The sequence below is a fragment of the Escherichia sp. MAL-1 genome (assembly GCF_052948035.1).
Map to the genome: position 1 here is coordinate 1927146 of NZ_CM129609.1, position 20352 is coordinate 1947497.

Consider the following 20352-nt stretch of genomic DNA (forward strand, 5'->3'; position numbering starts at 1 on the left):
ATCGAACGCGATTCTTGCGGTGCAGCAGTTTTATTTATTCATTTTCTGTGAGAGAAGGGCAAGCTCTATAGAGGGAATGTAAAAAAGAGTGCTCCGAATGGAGCACTCTTTAAGAAATTATAACGGAAAATCACAGGTTTTTATAACATGTCGCATAAGCAAACCCAAGCTTTTCAAATACGCTTTGATCACCTGTTGCCAGGGAAACTACGTATTGTTCGCTTGAGTTTGCGGGACTAGATGACCAATACATATTTGATTGAAAACCAGCTTCAGTCGTGTAATGCCCCATATCTCCCCATTCACTGTACAGTGACCCGATGCCTCGGGAACGACTATGGTTTAAATGGTCTGCACGGGGAAGTGTGTAGCCATTGCTACTGCAAAAATTTTCAGCAAGGCTGTATATCATGAAAGCATCGCCGGAGTTCACCCACCAACTCTTCACACGGATTTCGTATACATAGCTAGGGCCTCCTGATTTTGGCGTCGCCGTAATCCTTTCCCAATTGCTGCCGACATTTTTAAATGTCACTTTACCGGTAGCATCAACATCGACCCAGGAGGCAGAGCTTGAAAACTCATAATCAGCCGCCGTTTTTCCTGGGGCAAAGTTGTCATTATTCAACTGATAATACGCCCCGGTGAACCCCTGCGAAGGGAATGTAGTTGTCGGTAGGTCAGTACCATTGACTGATACTGTACCGCTCATTATTTTGTCTTCTGCGCGAGTGAATTGTATTGTGGTACTCAGACCAGCTTGATGAACACCATTCAATACAGGGATCAGCGTTGCGATACCCTCTCCGCCGCCTGTAATGGTGGCTTTGTAATCACCGTTGATATTTTGACTGTAATCAATTGCGCTAATTTTCATATAGGGCACGTTAGTGCCTGATTGCACAAATTCCAGCCCTTCAGAAACTTTGATCGGATTGCCTGATATATCGTGCAGAACAAGATGTAGCTCAGCACTATCGGTAAAGTCTCCTTTCAATGATGACCGATTGTTCTTAAGGACTGACTTTGAGGCGTCTGCCGGGCCTGCCACCAGCGTTATATCTACTGTTTGCATTCCACCAGCGGTCGTGACTGCGCTTACCGTGACGCTCCCCGTTATCGCTCCTCTCACGCTTGTTGTCGCGATTCCGTTTTGATCTGTCACCGCTGTTAATGACGTTAATGTGGCAGAGCCGCTTTTTAAGGCGAAGTACACAGTGAGACCTTCGATCAGGTTACCACTGCCATCCTCAACCGTTGCCTTTAAGGTACTTAAATCACTGTTGGTGGCGGCGATAGTCGATGGATCAGCGATAAAGCTAGCAACATGGGCGGTGCTTGAGTTGCCAGTGACTTTCACGGTTGTCTGTGTCTGTATTGTTACGCCGTTATGGAACGATGCAGTCACCGTATATGTACCGACTTTATTGCTGGTCAGAACGACTGGAGCCTGACCTGAAGAGTTGGTTCCCACTTTTCCGCCACTTAACGTCGCACCTTCTGGCGTTACGCTAAAGTTGATGACCTGACCCTCCACTGGAGTGCCATTTGCAGAAGTTAGCGTTGCCGTCAGAGTTGCACCTGTTGGGGAATTGACACCGATAAGCGGGCTGGACGCCGAGAGTGTCAGTTTTTAATCGATTACCACCAGATCCTTCTCATAAGAGGATCCATTCGCCAGGGATGCTTTCACCATATACGAACCGTTTCTTTCGGGCGTCATAGTGACCTCGGCTATACCATGCGTATCAGTAGAGACAATATTTTGGCTGATGGTCATGTGCTCTGGTGGCTCTGCACTGAATGTTACAGATTCATTAAGAATCGGATTGCCAAACTGGTCGTTGACGTGAGCTTTAACTGCTACGTCTTGTGCGACCATGACCTGACCTTCAGGTATCTCCAGACTGGTAATCGTTGCAGAATTAATATCTGCTTTTGCATTCAGTAATCGCGAGATGACTTCAGTAGGTTTATCTGCCAGAGAGGCTGAAACTGTTTTCAGTCCGACCTCGGTGCTTGTCACAAGAATTTCAGCGAAACCCCGATCATCCGTTTCAACGCTGGTGCTGCTTAGCGTGACGGAGGTTCCGCGGAAATTAACTTTTATGCCTTCTACCGGGTTGCCGTTAGCGTCAGTGACGCTTGCAGTCATGGTCGCGCCCTCGGTCGTGCTGACGACGAAAGAGTATACAGAGGTTAATGAGGCTAGTTTTGCGGTACCAGCATCGGCAATCAAAGTCACCTGTTTCGTATCACTGACACCATAATTGTTCACGCTAACTGTCACGGGGTAGGTGCCGGATTTTGTACCGCTCAGTGTAACTTCAGCCTTGCCGTTGATATCAGTAATGGCGGAACCGCCTTGTCCGAGAGTAAAGCTTGCGCTCACATCTGCCGGTAGCGTGAATGTCACCGCCTCATTGGCTAACGGGTTGCCGTTTCCATCAGTCACTGTTGCCTGCAGCCTGGTCATCCCGACGTTATTAGCGATAAAATTGTCCTCGGTAACGTTAAGATTAACCTGCGCAGTGAGTGTATCCGCAATAAAGTTCACCACCAACTGCTCACTCTTACCGCCAGCCATCGATGCTGTAACAGTATGAGCGCCTGCTTTTGTACCTTTCAGCGTGACTTTCGCTTTGCCATCGGCATCAGTAACCGCTTTACCGCCATCGCTCAGCGTGAAGTTCGCCCTCACATCTTCCGGCAGAGTAAATGTTACCTCAGTGTTGGCTATCGCATTGCCCTCTGTATCAGCGACTGTTGCTGTTAGTGTCGTGATATCGTTATTGTCGGCAATCACCGGATCCTTCGAGGCTGCCAGCGTGATTTCAGCATTCGCTACGTTCGGCACATAGGTCACTGTTTGTTGCATCGAATCGCCATTGTCGAGGGTTGCCGTCACTTGATAAACCCCGGCTTTTGTAGCGGTCATGCTTGCGTATAAATAGCCGTCGTGGTTGGTAGTATTTATACCGTTGTTACTGAGGGTCACGCCTTCACTCGGCGAAACGCTGAGGGTTACCTGATGCAGGGGTACACCATTGCCGTAATTATCATTCACCGTAATGTACAGAGTGGTATCGTCGCCTGCCAATTGTGTGTCATAAAGTGTATATAGCGAGGTGAGATGTGCCGTAGACGCATCAACGTCGACTTGTATGGACGTGCTAAGCGTGGAGCTACCATTTTCCAGGCTAGCTTCAATGGTATCCGGTCTCGCTCCTGTTTCTCTCGAGGAGCGGGTATTGGTATAAGTGACGGTAGCTTTACCCTGTTCGTTCGTCACGGCTTGGCCGCCGTTCGTCATTTCGGCAGATTTTGTTCTGCTGGTAAAGCTCACAGTCACACCTTTTACCGGAAAGCCATTATTATCAACGATTGTGGCGGTGATGACGCTGCCGGAGCTGTTCTGCGGGGTACCGGCGATTATGAGGTCTGGCACAGCCGTCAACTCGATAATTTTTGCCGCCGCTGTGTCGCCAATAAAATGCACAGTTTTTTGGTCGCTGGCACCATTATTAGCCAGTGATGCAGTGACCGTCTGCTCACCAAAGGCAACGCCTGCGAGAGTGGTCTGCGCGATGCCAGACTCATTGGTATTACTTACTCCCGGGGTCAGGGTGAGTCCTGAAGAGGCTGAGCTGAATGTTACCGGAAGATTATTCACCTCATTGTCGAACTGATCTTTAACCGTTGCAGTTAGCGTTGCGTTATCGACGCCATTACCTGTGATCTCATCTTTTGACATCTGCAGGACAACCTGAGCCGAGGTTTTGTCCGCCACAAATGTTACCGGCTGCGAATCACTGGTATTGTTATTACCCAGCGTTGCGGTAACCGTATGCGTGCCCGCTTTTTTAACTTTCAGCGTGACATGCGCTTCCCCATTGGCCTGAGTGATGGCAATACCGTTATTTTCAAGGGTAAAGTTTGCCGCAACGTCCTGTGGCATGGTGAAGTTTACCGTTATCCCCGCCACCGGATGATTCGACGGATCTTTCACTGTTGCTGTCAGAGTTGTCTCATCCACGCCATTCCCAATGATTTCCGCTTTCGATGTTTGCAAAACGACAACCGCTCTGTCTTTATCCGCCACAAACGTCATTGGCTGTGCATCGCTGACATTGCTGTTAGCCAGACGAGCCATGATCATATGCGTGCCCGCTAACGTGCCGGTCAGGGAGGCGATTGCAACCCCGTTACTATCCGTCATGCCTTTTCCTCCGTTGCTAATCGAGAACTTACTTGCGACGTCGTTTGGCACAGAGAAGGTGATTTCTTTATCTTTTAGTGGGTTGCCATTTTTATCCTGCAAGGTTGCAGTCATATATTGCGGAGCTGTGTTGGTGACGGTGATATCACCTGAAGGCACACTGAGGGTCAGGGCTGCAGTACTTTGATCACCGATAAAATTCACCTGTTGATTAGCCTGGGAACCAGAGCTCACAGAGTCCGTAACCCTATAATCACCATTTTTCAAACTGGTCAGCGTAGCTGTGGCGATCCCGTCGTGGCTATTCACTTCGGTTTGGCTCAGTTTCGCCTCTGCTGAATTAACATTGAAAGTGACCTTGACGTCATTGAGCAGGTTGCCTTTTGCATCCCGGACTGTCGCGGTCATTGTGGCGCTATCATTGCCGTCAGCGACCACTTCATTTTTCGACTTCTGCAGATCAACCTGCGCGGTACTCGAGTCGCCGACAAAACTGACAATTAACGTTTGTTTCACGCCATTTTCAAGGGTGACTTCAACCGTGTTGTCTTCCTGCTTACTACTTTTCAGATCAAAAGTCGCCAGACCATTAACATCCGTTTTTGCGGTGTTTTGATTGTTAAAGCAAGTTGCCGACCCGCTTAATACCGCAAACGTGACGGTATGATCATTGATTGGGTTGCTTCCTTCATCAGCGACATTGACCGAGACGGTGTTTGCTGCATTCTCATTGGCGAGCACACCATTATTGCTGGCAGATAATGTCGCAATTTTTGCTGACTGCGGGTTGGCGTCGATGATAAATCCAGCGGTATGCAAATCTTCATTCCAGTTTTGCATTAACAGCTTCGCAGTAAGCCCACTGCCTCTGGTATAGGCGGTATAGGTTGCCTTATAGACGCCATCAGCGGTTTCTTTCCAGTCTGTAGTGACACCAGGTTTCACGTTGTCGATGCTGACTGCGGTATTCAGTTGCTGTTTTTGCTCCTTAACAGGTTTGTCATTTTCATCTCTCAGTTCTACCGTCACCTCGATAGGATTGCCGGAGAGATAACTGTCCTTATCAATCTTAATTGACGAGTGAGTTCGGGATGACGAAACAGAAATGATATTAACCACGGCGGGGGCTTTAGCCGCATCCACACCATTCAGCTGTGGCATCAGCGTCAGCGTGCCAGACATCGCTCCTGTGGTCAGGACTTGGGTATAGCTTCCGTCACCATTATCTTTCCAGTCAGAAAGGGTGATGTCCTGAACACCTTCGTGACGCGTCGAGAGCACCAGCCCGAGAACAGGATTACCTGCTGCATCATGAGCAATAAAAGTCAGTGTGGCGGTTGAATGGGAATCCGCGCTCAACGTCTGGGTACTTAACGATACCGAGGAATCTTTCTGGCTTAGCGTAGGTGCCTGAACGACTACCATGCTCTGTTCACGATTCGAAAAATTGCCTTTGACATCTTCAGCGGTGACTTCAATCGGCCAGGTGTTATCGGTTTCTGGCGTACTGGTGAACCGGTACGGCGGCAGGGTAACCAGAATATCTTTACCCGTTGTGACCACTTTACCACCGGCAGCTTCCAGAGCGGTGGCTTCGACGTTATAGCCTTTCAGGGCATATTTGGTTTGTAGCGACGAAACCAGTGATTTCACTTCTCCTGACTTCCCTGTCACGGGGTCTGTCAGGGTCAGGCGAACCAGTTCTTTTTTGCGATATTCCAAAACGATATTGTTGTTGCGATCCACCAGATCATAACGGCTGCCTGCAAGGCTACGCCGTGCAGCGACTTCATTCGGGTCAAGCTGTTTCTGCATTGCGCTGCCAGGTTGCCAGGTAAAATCGACGGCAAAACGGGTGTCATTTTCGCCCTGTTTACCCTGGCGTTGCTCCGCGCTGAAGGTCATCAGCGGGAAGGGGGTATAGTTAAGTCCAGCGGTTATGGCATGAGGATTACTTTGCCGATCGTCTTTATCGAACAGGGCTACTTCATCGCCATAATACTGTTCATAGACCAGTTTACCGCCAAGGTGCAGCCAGGCGGGTAGCCAGCCTTCTGCGCGTACATCCCAGCCATTGGCCGGGCGTGCTTCATAATCGTTGTCCAGTTCAGGTGCGCTGCGCCAGTTGGTCAGTCGCAAATAGCCGTTACTGCTTAATTTTAGATAGTCGCGCCAGTACTCCGCGCCAATGCCGGCGCGGGAGTGGTAACGGCTAAGATCGTGGTCGAAAAAGAAGTTGATGCCCGACATCCATGTGGGAGTGAAATGACGCCAACCCAAGCCGTTGTTAATCTGCGTACGCTCGTCAGTACGATGGAGAGTATGCTGACTGAAAAAGAGATTATCAGGCGTTTCATACCACGGATGGAGAAAATCGAACTGGGAGTTCTTCAGGCTAAAATCTTCATCCACGCCCAGCGTGATTCTTGCGGTACCGAAGCGGCTTAACCAGTCTGTCATTGCGCCTGAAGCCTGAGAAGAGGCCCATCCACGCGCCATATTTGCCGCTTGCTCGCTGTTCATATCCTCGGCGAGCAGAGACCCGATTTGCTGTGAAGTACTGGCTATCTGTTGCTCGAGGTTGTCACTGCTATTACCCGGCGGCGGGGTTAATTTTTTTTCACTAACTTGTGCCGGGACATCCAGTTCATCACCCTGGCGGACATTATCAAAACCTCGAGCAAACGTACGAAATTGGTTGAGTTTGCGTAACTCAGCCACCGAAATACCGAAACGTTCGGCAACGCTTTGGGCCGATTCCAGCGCTCCTAGGGTGTAGGGCACCGTATTGGTATTTGCAATGGCGATTTGTGCAGGAACTGGTTGTTGGATTGCGGCGTTTACCACACCTTGTGCTGCCGCAGCCATAGGGAACACAAGTTGAGTTACCAGGCAGATACCCGCAGTTAAGCGGCGTAGTTTGATACCCATCCCGCATAAGATTTGTCGGTCATTTATTTCTTCTCCACTTCTCTTCTTCGTAGCCATGCTTACCTTCCCTGAACGAGCTAACATAAATGCGCCCTTTCTAGCACAGCGAAAAAATGTAAATCCTGATAGCAATATGATTGAAAATTAATAACTTTTCGTTAGGCAGTTTTGGGTGTGAGTTGCAAGAGGGGAGACTACTGAATTACTCAAGTTTTATAATCGAGGGGAAAATGGTGATGGCGCCATAGCAAAACGCCCTCAACCATAAAGGTCGAGGGCGCTTAAGATGTTAAAAACCCGCTATCCGTTAAAAAACAATGTTCAACTAAGGTCAGTGACATTGCGCTAAAAAAGCGAATTTTTAGAATTTGGCTCCTCTGACTGGGATCGCCGTAGCCAATAAATAGCTGATTGGTAAGCTAAAAAAAATCGAGTTTGTCAAGACCACCAGGCTGACCACCTTTTGTTCGAGCGACACGGAGACTTCAGTTGAGTACAGAATAGTTCCTTGCCACCGGGTTCGATCTGGCTGAGCTATTGGGACTGACTCAGCACTTCACGGCCTGACACAGTTGACCGCAAGTCCCTGCGCACCGGAAAAAGTCAGCGCAATCTACACCTGGTCGTCTCCCCCGGAGTCTTACGTTGTACCGATATTAGGCACTATTTAGCTTGCCGCCTTCCCGCAACTCGAACTATTTAATCAATTAACGGACATTTGCTCTTATCTTGATTCATTATATGACTAAATGATTTTTTATTTATTCTATAAAAATCATTTTTATATCTAACTATACCAGATCGATTTACATAATAAATATCATTATTAAAAGTAATACTACCTCTGACATCTCTATCGTCATATTCTCGACTATATGAATCATTAATATGAAATAATAACCCCATAAAAACATTTCTACCAATACATCGCTTCATTCCATAATTATTTATCTGACTTTCAGGAATCCCTGTTATTGACTCAATATCAAACCCTCGCCAATAAACCACCCCTATATAATCTTCATTTTTACCAATTGCATTTTGAATATTTAAAATAAAAAACAATAGTGTCACAAAATTTATTTTCGACATTTTTCCCACTCCACTCGTGGTACTACATATGCAGTCCGTGGGTTTTCACCTAAACCAGCGCGGATAGGATTTTCATTTAAGTTTACGTTATTCATTCTATCCCCACCATCATCATGGACTCCATGAGCATGACCTAATTCATGTCCTAATTCAACTGCCAGTGATGTAACCTCCAGGCCTTGTGCCGTAGGTAATTTTACACACTCATTGGGCTCAATAAACACCGCTTTTTCTTTTCCTTGACAGGAGACATCTGTTGTTCCGGCAGGGCAATAAAAAGCATCGCGATGTATTGTGTATATATTATATACATCTTTCGAATCTTCTAACGGTTTTGTTATTTCTTGTCCTCTCTTTGTTGTATTTAATTGTGCATATGCCTCCTGTAATAATTTTGCCTCATTAGGATCACTAGCTACAACGATCACTTTTAATCCTAAAGGATCTATTTCATTTATTGGATTTAATGGATACGAATATGTATTCAGCCCACCACTCAGCCCAATCGGATCCTGGGTGATATACCGTCCCTGCAACGGATCATAGTACCGGTGACGGTTATAGCACAGCCCCGATTCATCATCGTACTGCTGCCCCGGCAGGCGGTACGGCTGGAACAGATGATGCGGGTTCTCCTCATTCATCTGGTTCCCCCACTCATCATACTCCCCGCGCCACTCCGTTGCACCTTCAGTACTGATAAGCGCCAGCGGCAGTCCCCGGTGGTCGCAGTGATAAAGATGTATTTTTCGCTCAGGCAAATAAACCGGCTCTATCTGTGCCGCCAGCCGCTCCACCGTCAGCCCGCACTGCGCAAGCCACGCCCGGCTTTCGTCACTCACGCGGTCTGCCCGGATTTCTTCCTCCAGTCTGTCCAGCAGCCGCACCAGTTCAGCCGGAAATACCACGCCGTGCCCGTCCTCGCTCCCTTCCTGCTGCAGCTTCTCCGCCAGGCTGCGGCGCTGCGCTTTCTGCAGCTCACCATTCTCTGTTTCGATACGGATGAGCGGCGTGAAGCTCCCCGGCTGGTATACCGTCTGGATACGCTTGGTATCGGTCTGTACCGTCGTCAGCCGGTCGCCGTCCCAGCCGTACCACGTCACCTCCGGTTTACGCGACAGCGACATCCATCCCGTCAGGTCACGCTCGCGACGCCACACCCGTTTCCCCGTCCGGCGGCCCAGCGGGTCGTAGAGATAGCGGCTCTCGACCAGTGGCTCCTCATGCTGTATCCGCGTGTAAAACACCAGCCGGTGCTGGCTGTCGTAGTGGTAGTGGTGGGTCCGCTCGTCGTCCGTCCGTATCACACCCCTCGGGATGCGGTCCGTCTTCTCCGTCAGCCTGCCGTATTCATCGTAACGGTACAGGTAATGCGCGTCTTCGGTGATTCGGTTATCCGGCCACGCCGTGAGTGTACTGTCCGGGTGCAGCTCCGGGTCCGGCAGGCGGTTTCCCGCCGGGTCGGAGGCATACGGGATGCGGATATCCAGGTCCGGTGCGAGGGTGCGCACACTCTCCAGCCTGCCCGTGGCACTGTAGCCGTATTCCCGCGTCTGCCGCGGGCCGCTGATGCGCACCAGGTCGCCATTGTCATTCCAGCCATAGTCACGGTCATACACCAGGCTGTTCAGGTGCTGATTCTGTAACCGGCCTGCGTGAGTGTATGTGCTGGTCAGTTCATATGCATTATTGCCGAAGCTGCGCACCGTTTCCCGGTGCAGTCTGTCCCGTGTGTACTCCACCAGCGGCGTGTCGCCCAGTTTCATTCCCGCTAGGTAACCGCTGCCATACGTTAGCCACTCCACCGGTGGCAGGCTGTCTGCCTGAAAGCGGTTTGCCAGCCCCTGCTCGTTGTAAGTGTGTTTCGTCTCATGCTGCCAGAGCAGTTCCCCCGTCTCCGGGTGATGTACCGTCTGGCGCTCGCCTGTGAGACGTCCCTTACGGTTATAACCGTAATGCACCGCCACCCGGTGGCCTTCGCTGAGATGGCTGATTTCTGTCAGCCAGCCGTGGTCGTTATACCGCCACTGCTCTGCCGGTTCGCCGTTCACCGTGCGGTGTGTGATACGGTCCGATGCATCGTAGTGCCAGAGGGTGATAAGCCCCTCATCCTCGCTCTGCGTGAGTTTCCCGGTCAGGTCATAACGGTAACGCTGCGTCCGCCCGTCAAAGCCGCGCTGCTGTATCAGGCGGTCAAGCACATCCCAGCTAAATTCTGTATGGCTACCGTTCTCGTTGGTCAGGCTGATGACACGTCCCGCTGCATCGTATTCCATGCTGCGCGTCAGCCCACCCTGTGCGGTGCTGACGGCCTTTCCCCACGCATCGTACTGTGTCTCACTCCGGTTGCCGTCCGGGGCAATGATGGCGGTCGGGTCGCCTGCGGCGTTGTACTCATACTGCGTTTCACGGCCCTGCGTATCTTTCACCGAGATTAACTGGCCACGGTTGTCGTAACTGCGGTAAAGGCTGATGCTTTCCTCACGGTGAACCGCCGTCATTTGCCCGAAGCGGTCATATTCATAACGGGTTTCATAGCCTGAGCAGTCGGTGAAGGTCTGTAACTGCCCGTAGCGGCTCCACGTCATCTGCTTGCGGCTACCCGTCGCATCTTCTGTTACAGAGGGTAATTCACTGTGTGGATTATCATAACTGTAGCGGGTGACATCGCCGTTGCGTGCTGTTTCCTGCGTCAGACGCCCGTACTCATCATATTTCCGGCGCATTTCCAGTCCGTCAGGCCCGGTGGCTGAGGTTAACTGGTTTTGATTGTTATAGTAAAATTCCGATTTCCTGCCGTCCGGCGTGGTGATGCACGTGACGAGTCCCGTCACCACATTCGGACTGTATTCTGTTGTCCGGCCTGCTGCATCCGTCTGTGACTGGAGTCGCCCCATATAGTCAAATTTACTTCGGGTGATGCTGCCATCCGCGAATTCCTTTTTCACCACACGTTTCAGCCCGGCTTCACCTTCCGTGTGCAGCACCTCCCGCCGGTTCAGGCTGTCGGTGATGGTGATACGGTTTTTCTCATACTGATAGGCGTAGCTTAAGCCTGCCGGATTAAACTGCTCCGTCACGCGACCTATGTCGTCGTAGCGGTAACGCATCTCCGGCCTGCCTGCGTAACGGTGCGCCACCATCCGGCCCCGGTATTTATCATCGTAAGTAAAGTGGCGCATCTGAGTACCGCTGCGGTCATACACCGCCGCCAGCTCACCGCGTGCCGTCCAGTCGTAGCGTACCAGGGGGGCGGCGGGCAGATTCTCCGGGTATTCCGGGTCGTGCGTCAGCCACACCCCTGACAGGCGGATACCGTTATCCCGGCCATACTCCGTATAGTCCGGCAGTGAATCCGGGATATCCGATCCTTTCGTTCCTGCGGCGATGGCCTGCTGCCGGGCGTTTTCTGCCCGTTGCGCCTGCGTGGTCAGCACCAGGCGGAACTGACGGCCTGCACCATCGGTCACGCCGGTGATTTCTCCGGTAAATTCGCCTGCGGCCTCACGGTGGAAGGTTTGCGTGCGCCCGAAGCGGTCCACCAGGCCGGTCAGCACCCGGTACGGCGGCAATGGGGCAGGCAGCACCTCATTCCCCCCCGGCACCCGCTCACTCCAGCCGAGTACCCACCACGGCCCCTGCGGACTGTTCGTCGCCAGATAAATATGCGGACTCAGGCGGAGTTCTTCCGGCAGAGCCTGCCAGAGTGGGGCAAGACGGTGACTTTCATTCAGTTTCGCCACGCCGCCGCGTACCAGCCAGAATAATTCGCTGCGGCTGAAACCATCCTCACCGGGAAACAGGTGCTCAAAATGAATGCTTCTGCCACCGTTATCATTGAGTATCAGTTCGTTATCGCGTATCTGTAAGCGGATATCAAAGGGTGCTTTCCAGCCAGGACCGAAGATACCGACGGGCGCAGGGGTTTTCGTCCGGTAGCTGCTGTAGGTGCGGGAGAGCACGAACGGTAACGGGCCGGGCAGCGCGAAATCGGTTTCGCCGGGCTGTACTTTTGCACCGAGCAGCGGATTCACCGGGTTGCCGGAAGTGAATCCGCCGGGGCACACTGAGCAGGCCACGCCGGTTGGCGCACCAATTCTCACGCCTGCCGACCCCTGGACTATCGGGCCGCCGTACTGGGTCATGTCTCCCTGACGTGCCGCTGGTTTTCCGCTCATCGCTGATATCCTTTTTATGGTTCATCTGGCCTGATGCTGGCGGCACCGGACAAAATGATAAATAACGTTACTGTATGAAACGAAATACGCTTTTTTACATTTATTTTTTTGACTGATATCAACGGGAAGAATTAATTGACAGGATTTTTATTGAAAAACGTTTGTATATTATTCAATGTATATTTCATATAAATATATTTAGTCTTAATATTTATGGTGTGATTGAGTTTACCTGCTTTCTCCAAACCTCTTGCCGCAAATTACCGATCATTGTATTGTTGCGCCGCGTCTGCAAAATCAGGCGTCGGGATTGGCATCCTGTAATACTTCACTGACAACACAATATTTTGTGTTGCGTATGGTCACATCTCAATGGTGGGATCGGGCGGGGGCGTCGTAAGACGCGCCGGTGTCAGTGAGGCCGGTAATGCCAACTCCGTCCGGTTTCACCACCCGTGAAATTGGCATTTCCGGTGGTGGAGATCATCATCACTCACTGGAGGCTGCCCCTATGGCAACTACCCTCACTTCTGAATGCAATTTACTCGTCATTCCCTTCAGCGCCGCTACCAACTTCACCACTCTGGCGGATTACTGCGAGCATTTCGCTGAAACGATCATCGAGTGCCACGATCTGGCGCTGAAAATGGCGCCCTGCGGCAGGCTTAGTACCTGTCTTGCACTGCTGCGGCCCACGCTGGGCGAACCGATCCCGCCGCACCTGATCGACCGCTTTACTGTGGATGTTCTTCCTGATGTTTTACCGGAATTTACCCCTGATGCAGACCTGCTCTGTGATTACTGCCTGGCGCTGGCGCAGGTACTGCTGGGACGGTCACTGTTGCCGGAAACCGAAACGACGCTGACCGGGTTACTGTGCGATCTGGTCTGGTATTTTGCCGATGGTCTGAAAGCTCCGCGCTGGATTCGTACCACTGACGGCGTGCAGCCCTGTCAGTAGAGGCAGGGATGATGCAACCATACCGGAGGACCGATGTGAAAGTGTTAGTCCTGATAACTGAACCGGCAGGAACACTGTTACAGTAAAACCAGACTCTCCCGGCGCTCTGCCTGTTTTTGCTGGCAGCGCGCCGGGAGAAGACAAGCGAAGCGCGGCAGTTTTTCCGTCACCAGGTAAGCAAACATACTTTCAAACCCGGAAAGAGTTTTTCCTTCCTGCACCAGAAATAATGGCGCAGTCTCCCGCCTGCAACAAACTGCCTCCGGGCAGTCCCTTTGTCGCTTCGCGTCTGAAAGAAGCGCCTGGCATTGCCAGCATGACATCCTTTACCGGCGTTGATCTCTGAAAACGCCGGGGATGCAAAAATACCGGCATCTGAGACTGACGTACATATACACCATCACTGCACCAGATACCCGGCTTTACGGGCTGGCACTCTGGCTTTGCCGGGTTTTATCTTCTGCTGACAACCAGCGCCTTACATTGACGGGCTGCGGCCTGCAAAGACAGCAGGCTTTGCTGCCGCGTGACCGTCACCCTGCACCAGAAACGCAACGTTTACCCTCTGCACCAGACGAGGCGTCACTCTGGTCGCGCCAGCGACAGGGCAAAGTGACGCCGCACAACTCACCGCCGCAAGCCGCGCCAGTCCCGGCCTGCGCCATATTTCCGCCGTCTGACATGCCCTTTGGGGCCGCTGTCAGCTCAGAGTAAAGGAGAAAAAGATCGATACCGAGGGGGGGCACGATGCTCCGGAGACACCCCTGCTTCGTCAGGCAGTCTGTACCGCGTACAGCCTGAAACTCCCTAAACCTCAACAACCAGCCACTCCGGCGTGAAGGTATCGTTCTGGCGCAGCCAAAAAGCACACGCCGGAGACTGTTTGTTTATGTTGCAGGGGGATTCATGAGTAAATTAAGCAGTGAAATGAAGGCGCTGGCGAAGAAAGCGGGCGACAGCTTCAAAACGGTGAATGACCGTATCCATATTACAAAACGGTTCAGTGAACATTTACGGGCGCTGAATATCCAGATCCAGAGGGTGGAGCAGATCAGGGTTCGCCATATCGAATGCTACATTGAGGAACGGCTGGAGCAGGATATTGGTTTACGAACGCTGCAAAACGATATGGCGGCACTGCGGGCCGTGCTGAGACAGGCTGGACGCAGGCAGGTGGTGGAGCATCCGCGTCTGACCAATAAGGCATTAGGGGTGTCAGGCGCTTCGCGCAACGGCACGCGCCGCGCCATCACGCCGGAACATTACCAGCAGGTGATGGAGAAAGCCCGTACTCAGGACGCAGGGCTGGCAGCAGCGCTGGAGATTGCGCGGCTGATGGGGCTGCGTTCGCAGGAGGCGGTACAGAGTTCACAGTCGCTGAAAACGTGGCTGAAAGCCATTTCCCGCGGTGAAACCCGGCTGAAAGTGGTGTTTGGCACCAAAGGTGGGCGTCCCCGCCATACGACAGTTCTGGATACTGGCGCAGTCAGGAAGGCTCTGGAAAAGGCCTTACTGGTCGCGGATCGACACAATGGCAGGCTGATCGACAAGCCTGATCTCAAAATGGCGCTGGAGAGCTGGCACAAACAGGTCATTAAGGTGGGGCTGAAGGGGGAATTTTCCCCTCACTCCCTGCGCTATGCCTGGGCGCAGGACGCGATCCGCCATTATCTGGCGCAGGGATTCAGCGAAAAGGAATCCCTGGCGCTGACGGCGACGGATCTGGGTCATGGCGACGGTCGCGGTCGCTGGGTGAAACAGGTGTATGGATACCGCTGGAGGGAGGAATAACTGAATTCATGAATGTCGCAAAATAGTACGTTACTGCGTAACGACAGCGATTTATCGTACCCTATGTTCCGGATCTGGCGCAGGGGGCGAACGGGTTTATATTGTGAAAATATCGTTACAGCATGACGAATAAATATCAACAGATCAGATTCTCCTGCTTAACCAATATAGTTTGTCGGAATATTATAGTGATTACCCCTGTAATCACACGAAATGCTCTCTGTTAATAACAGGTGTTTCAATCATTTTTACCAATACTACAGGGCTGGGAAAATTTTAAAATGTAAATTCACCGGGGCATCACATTAATTCTGGCACAGGGTTATATCTGAATAATTCTCTCTGTGTTTTTCCGTATCCTGTGACATATATTATATGGTCTCAGGATGCCTCATGATTTTATAAAAATGCTGCGACGGTTTTTGGCATAATAACCTGCTTCATATGAATTAAGAATCTTCGGTGCTTCATGTTATTTTTTGCACTTTGTGATCGTTATCCTGTGGTGAAAATACAGTCTGGTGCAGACTGTCATGGAGCATTTCCAAATAAACTGGTTGCGCCAGAAAGGGAAAGGGCCATAAAGGTTAAGGGGCAATAAGGGGAACAGCGCCTGATCGGAAAGGGCCGAACATCAAAGGGCCAGAAGCTGGCGCAGTCCTGAACAGGTAGAGCGGCGGGACGCTGGCGAAGATAGCAGATTACCCGGGACGGGGGCAGATTATTTTGTCTCTGTATAGCTGGTGCAGTGATAATCTGTATCAGGAAAGATTGTCCGGTATTTTATGGCGCATTTTTGGGGATGTATTAAGTGGTAATTCCGTGGAAATATCGATTATTGATAGCTTTTCACCTTCCGTGATTAACATGTGAATCACGGAAGGTGGCTGCCTGTTGAAAACAGATGCATTGATAGGTTTTTCCTGAAATTATTGGAAGCCAAATAATTTCAGGCTTATATCTGTCTGGTCACTGAATATCTGATGCAGTTCTTACAGGTTTCAGAGTATAGGGTCAGGAGATATTCTGGTGCAGATATTCTGGAGTATTAATTGGTATTTTCGTGAAAATATCCCGTATTGATAGGTTTTCATCTTCTGTGATTTGCAGGCAAATCACAGAAGGTAGTTATCTATCAATAATGCATTTATTAATAGGCAATCGACTGCAAATATTCTACTGGAATAATTTTCGGTGCTTCCCAATTAATAATAACAAAAACAGCGACAATACCTCTCAATACAAAAAAACAGATCCCGGTCAATCAGGATCTGCTTTTCCGGTTTTAATGATTTACGCTATTTCTGATTCAGGCTGCCTTATGCTGCCGGGCATAAATGTACGGCGCAACATACCCCTCGCGGCACACATCCAGATAATCCGACCACCACTGCATCATGGCCTTTCTGGCCTCCAGATGCTCTGCTTTATGCACATATGCCGCCCGCACGCTGTTGCGCTCCTGGTGGCTCATTTGCCGCTCCACCGTATCGCGTGACCACAGGTCCGACTCCACCAGGGCGCTACAGGCCATTGCCCTGAGTCCATGCCCGCAGATTTCAGTTTTCGTGTCATACCCCATCAGGCGCAGCGCCCGGTTGGTTGTGTTTTCGCTCATTGGCTTGTACGGATTATGATCGCCGGGAAACACCAGATCCAGATGGCCGGAAAGCTCCTGTATCTGTTTCAGAAGGGCAATCGCCTGGCGGGAGAGCGGTACGATATGCGGAGTACGCATTTTTGCGCCACGCCCCGAAAACCGAACTTTGTCGATGGCCTCGCGGGTGGCGGGGATGGTCCAGATTTTGTGCCTGAAATCGATCTCGCTCCAGCGGGCGAAACGCAGTTCGCTGGAACGGATGAACAGGTGCAGTGTCAGCACCTCCGCCAGCCGGGTTAACTCCCGGCCCTGCTGATAGTCACCGATGCGGCCAAGCAGTTCGGACAACCGCTCCAGCGGTAACGCGGGGTAGTGATTCTTTACGGGGGAGGAGACAACGCCATCCAGATGCTGCGCCGGATTGCTTTCGGTAAGCCCCTGCTATACGGCATAGCGCATGATGTTGCTGAGTTGCTGCCGCGTGCGGGACGCGACTTCCAGAAAGCCCTTATCCTCAATAACCCTCAGCAGGGCAGTGAAATCCTGCGTTTTAAGTTTGGCAACGGGCAAATGACCAACCGCCGGGAAGATATGGTTTTCCATACTGGCGAGAATACGGGCGGCATAATCAGCCGACCATTTTTTGTTGGTTTTGTGCCAGGCCAGCGCCACCGCTTTAAAGCACTTTTCAGGGGAGCAGGCGGCTTTCTCTGCCATGCGCTGCTGCGCCGGGTTGATATTCTGCGCCAGTAGCTTACGGATACCGTCGCGCTGCTGCCTGGCTTCTGCCAGTGAGACCAGCGGATATGCGCCAAGACTGACTCTGGATTCTTTTCCGTTGAAACGATATTTGAGATACCAGATGCGTGAACCACCCGGATTGACGAGCAGATACAGACCGTGAGAGTCGGAGAGTTTTACCGGACGGGAATAGGGTTTTAACTTGCGGATTTTAGAATCGTTTAAAGACATTTGGGGGTCACTCCAGAATCGAACCAAACTGACCTCAGATCTGACCACCAAATTATCCCGATACGGAGATAAAACCAGATACGCACCGGCAAGGATTTTCACGCTAACTTACTGAATCCTAAACAAACAGAGACGTACAGATAAGCATGAAAACTTGAATTTGGCTCCTCTGACTGGACTCGAACCAGTGACATACGGATTAACAGTCCGCCGTTCTACCGACTGAACTACAGAGGAATCGTGTGAACGGGGCGCATATTACTTAGCGGTACCTTGTCTGTCAACACTAAATTTCATAAGTCATTTCAATTGGTTAATTAATCTGCAAAGTTGTTAATTAATGAACATTCGTCGCCGAAAACGAATCTGTATCATTAGCGCGATGCAGTCTCTGCAAAGGATCTTGTTGATAAAATTGGCAGAAACGTTGCCACAATGAAGGGAAACGAGGAGCAAAAAGTTCTGGGGCGCTAAAGAAATATTCAGAAAGTACGGCAAAACATTCAGCAGGATCACTGGCAGCATAAGCATCAATGCTCGCCGCATTCTCGCCAACCAATTCGATTTCTTCCTGAATGTTGTTCATTGCAGCATGAAGATCGTGTTCCCAGCCAGCAACCTCACGCAACGGAATAAAGGGAACTCCGCTGGCGCGATCGCCGTTACGGGTGTCCAGCTTATGAGCGACTTCATGAATAATCAGGTTAAAACCAGAAGCATCAAAAGAATCTTGTATATCCAACCAGTTCAAAACGATAGGCCCTTGCTGCCAGCTCTGACCTGACTGAACAATACGTTGGTTATGCACCAGACCGATATCGTCTTCCCATTCATCATCGACCACAAATGGCGCAGGATAAATTAAGACTTCATGAAAACCATCCAGCCATTCCAGTCCTAACTCCAGAACGGGTAGGCAAAATAGAAGTGCTATCCGGCAGCTTCTTAATGAATCCAGTTCAAAGCCCTGTAAAGGAACAAGCCGCTTTTGCTGTAAAAAACGTTCGGCAAGAGTGACTAATTTGCTTTGTTCCTGTTCCGTCAGACCCGTTAAAAGGGGGATCGATAGTGCTTCCTGCCAGGGAAGGGCAGTTTGATGTGCTGATTCTTGTACTTTCCAGGGCCACTTAATCATCTTTTTGCTCGCAAACTCGTCACTTGAACAAAATTGCACGGACAGGGACTGTTAAAATGCCAAATTTCCTGGCATCATGGCAACCATCTGAACGGAGAGATGCCGGAGCGGCTGAACGGACCGGTCTCGAAAACCGGAGTAGGGGCAACTCTACCGGGGGTTCAAATCCCCCTCTCTCCGCCACTTTATCAATGACTTATCTCCCGACTTCCCGCCTTGCTTTTCCTAAACAGAACAATCGTAGAATATTCTTGAAGGGTTAGATCGTCACTGTTTTCTGTTCGATACTGTGACATTCAGCACTTGATTCGCTATGGATCTGACAGGAAGCTTTCGAGCGAAAATGTGCAGTTATTCAGTCGTTTTCTTATCGCTCACCATTATTCTTTTAGACATTCATCCTATGAAACTGCCGCAAAGTTGGTGGTGGGAACTGAAGTTGCGTAGAGAAGGGGTCAATAATTGAGTCAAAAAAGGAACGCGGCCGTCAGATTAAAGCCGCGGGACAAAGTCCATAATTTCCAAGAGTTGTTGAATTTCCCAGCTTTTTTGAAAGCCTTTGTATCATACTAACAAGTAAAAAAGGTTTAAATACCAAAATTAACCTGTATTTTTGATAATTCTTACCATTGTACGATTTACACAGTTTCTGCTCCTCCTTGTTGATAGTGGAAAGGGTGCATTGTGCACTTGCGTAAACATTTATGACGCGTTGATGTCCATGGTTCACATTTCCTTGTCAGGGGATCGACTTATTTGCGGCGAGGCATCATTCGTAACAGAGTATTATCTTTCTGAATGTAGTGATGAAAGAGTGCTGCGCCAGCGTGAGCTGCGATTAAAAAGTAGCCTATATTTGCCCAGGTTTCGTGAATATTTTTTATCAGTGCTTTAATTTCGCTGTTTGGGGTAACAAAGGGAGACACATTGAAACCAAGGAAACTCCACGATTTTCCACTGTAAGCCATCAAAGCAATCCCCAGCAGAGGAAGTGCAAGGAAGGTTATATAAAGCATGATGTGCATTAGCGAAGCCGCTTTCATTTGCCAGGCAGGTGGCGGTGGCACAATAGAAGGATCACTATAACGGTGTTTTATAATCAGGCGTGAAAACATTAACACCCAAACGAATATACCCGCATTGTAATGTATTTCTCGCATCAGCAGATAAGTACTACTACCTTTAGGAAACCAGCCACGGAGTTCCATCGCGGCATAGGTTATTGCAATGAAAAGCAGCGTTATCCAATGTAAATAAATTTGAGTTTTTGAGAATCGGTTCATTTTTGTAGCTCCTGTAATTTTCACAGTCAAGCTATCCCATGAACCTTAAAAATTCCTTATACAGATGTGGTTTTAAGAATTTGTTATTTAAAAAATTGATAGTGCACATTGTAACCAGCCAATATAAGCAATGGCGTGAGCACAGGTATCTTTCTCTGTTGGCCGTATTGTGTATGGAATCCGTTATTGG

At 50.2% G+C, this 20352-nt stretch carries 9 protein-coding genes, 2 tRNA genes and 3 pseudogenes; 3 read left to right on the forward strand and 11 right to left on the reverse strand.

Annotated elements, in window-relative coordinates; all coding sequences use genetic code 11:
• Positions 1-130: 130 nt before the first annotated feature.
• The 6 genes and pseudogenes from ACU8XX_RS09285 to ACU8XX_RS09310 form a co-directional block, all read right to left on the reverse strand.
• Entirely contained in the window at positions 131-1630 is a 1500-nt protein-coding gene (locus ACU8XX_RS09285; protein ID WP_077252679.1) for an Ig-like domain-containing protein, read from the reverse strand.
• A 3-nt stretch (positions 1631-1633) separates the two neighbouring features.
• The gene (locus ACU8XX_RS09290; protein ID WP_438590947.1) at positions 1634-2866 is read right to left on the reverse strand and encodes an Ig-like domain-containing protein; all 1233 of its coding nucleotides are present in this window, start codon (positions 2864-2866) and stop codon (positions 1634-1636) included.
• A pseudogene (locus ACU8XX_RS09295) lies at positions 2835-2912 on the reverse strand (inverse autotransporter beta domain-containing protein); the annotation flags it as partial. The pseudogene ACU8XX_RS09295 and the gene ACU8XX_RS09290, both read right to left, overlap by 32 nt.
• Positions 2913-2917: 5 nt before the next feature.
• Positions 2918-7234 (reverse strand): annotated as a pseudogene (locus ACU8XX_RS09300) (inverse autotransporter beta domain-containing protein); the annotation flags it as partial.
• Between the two features lie 615 nt (positions 7235-7849).
• A complete protein-coding gene (locus tag ACU8XX_RS09305) occupies positions 7850-8242 on the reverse strand; it encodes a hypothetical protein (RefSeq protein ID WP_021547014.1) in 393 nt (130 codons plus the stop codon).
• Positions 8230-12420 (reverse strand): RHS element core protein, encoded by a 4191-nt coding sequence (locus ACU8XX_RS09310; protein WP_089640412.1) that lies wholly within the window; start codon positions 12418-12420, stop codon positions 8230-8232. The genes ACU8XX_RS09305 and ACU8XX_RS09310 overlap by 13 nt, the downstream gene beginning before the upstream one ends.
• 511 nt (positions 12421-12931) lie before the next feature.
• On the opposite strand from ACU8XX_RS09310, the gene ACU8XX_RS09315 reads away from it, so the two are divergent.
• Positions 12932-13381, forward strand: coding sequence for a hypothetical protein (locus ACU8XX_RS09315; RefSeq protein WP_024191963.1), 450 nt, complete (start codon positions 12932-12934; stop codon positions 13379-13381).
• Between the two features lie 533 nt (positions 13382-13914).
• Here the strand turns inward: ACU8XX_RS09315 and ACU8XX_RS09320 are convergent.
• Complete coding sequence (locus tag ACU8XX_RS09320) at positions 13915-14046, reverse strand: hypothetical protein (RefSeq protein WP_269074591.1); 132 nt, start codon at positions 14044-14046, stop codon at positions 13915-13917.
• 241 nt (positions 14047-14287) lie between these two features.
• Between ACU8XX_RS09320 and ACU8XX_RS09325 the strand changes: the two genes are divergently transcribed.
• The gene (locus tag ACU8XX_RS09325) at positions 14288-15172 is read left to right on the forward strand and encodes an integrase domain-containing protein (protein WP_000041048.1); all 885 of its coding nucleotides are present in this window, start codon (positions 14288-14290) and stop codon (positions 15170-15172) included.
• Positions 15173-16481: 1309 nt separating this feature from the next.
• Here ACU8XX_RS09325 and ACU8XX_RS09330 read toward each other — a convergent pair.
• The 3 genes and pseudogenes from ACU8XX_RS09330 to mtfA all read right to left on the reverse strand — a co-directional run bounded on the left by ACU8XX_RS09330 (position 16482) and on the right by mtfA (position 18879).
• Positions 16482-17744, reverse strand: a pseudogene (locus ACU8XX_RS09330) (tyrosine-type recombinase/integrase).
• A gap of 161 nt (positions 17745-17905) precedes the next feature.
• Positions 17906-17981 (reverse strand) — tRNA-Asn (locus ACU8XX_RS09335).
• 100 nt (positions 17982-18081) lie between these two features.
• Positions 18082-18879 (reverse strand): DgsA anti-repressor MtfA, encoded by a 798-nt coding sequence (gene mtfA / locus ACU8XX_RS09340; protein ID WP_004016369.1) that lies wholly within the window; start codon positions 18877-18879, stop codon positions 18082-18084.
• Positions 18880-18972: 93 nt separating this feature from the next.
• Between mtfA and ACU8XX_RS09345 the strand changes: the two genes are divergently transcribed.
• Positions 18973-19062, forward strand: a tRNA-Ser gene (locus ACU8XX_RS09345).
• Between the two features lie 569 nt (positions 19063-19631).
• Here the strand turns inward: ACU8XX_RS09345 and ACU8XX_RS09350 are convergent.
• A complete protein-coding gene (locus ACU8XX_RS09350) occupies positions 19632-20162 on the reverse strand; it encodes a cytochrome b (RefSeq protein ID WP_016242218.1) in 531 nt (176 codons plus the stop codon).
• Positions 20163-20352 lie beyond the last annotated feature (190 nt).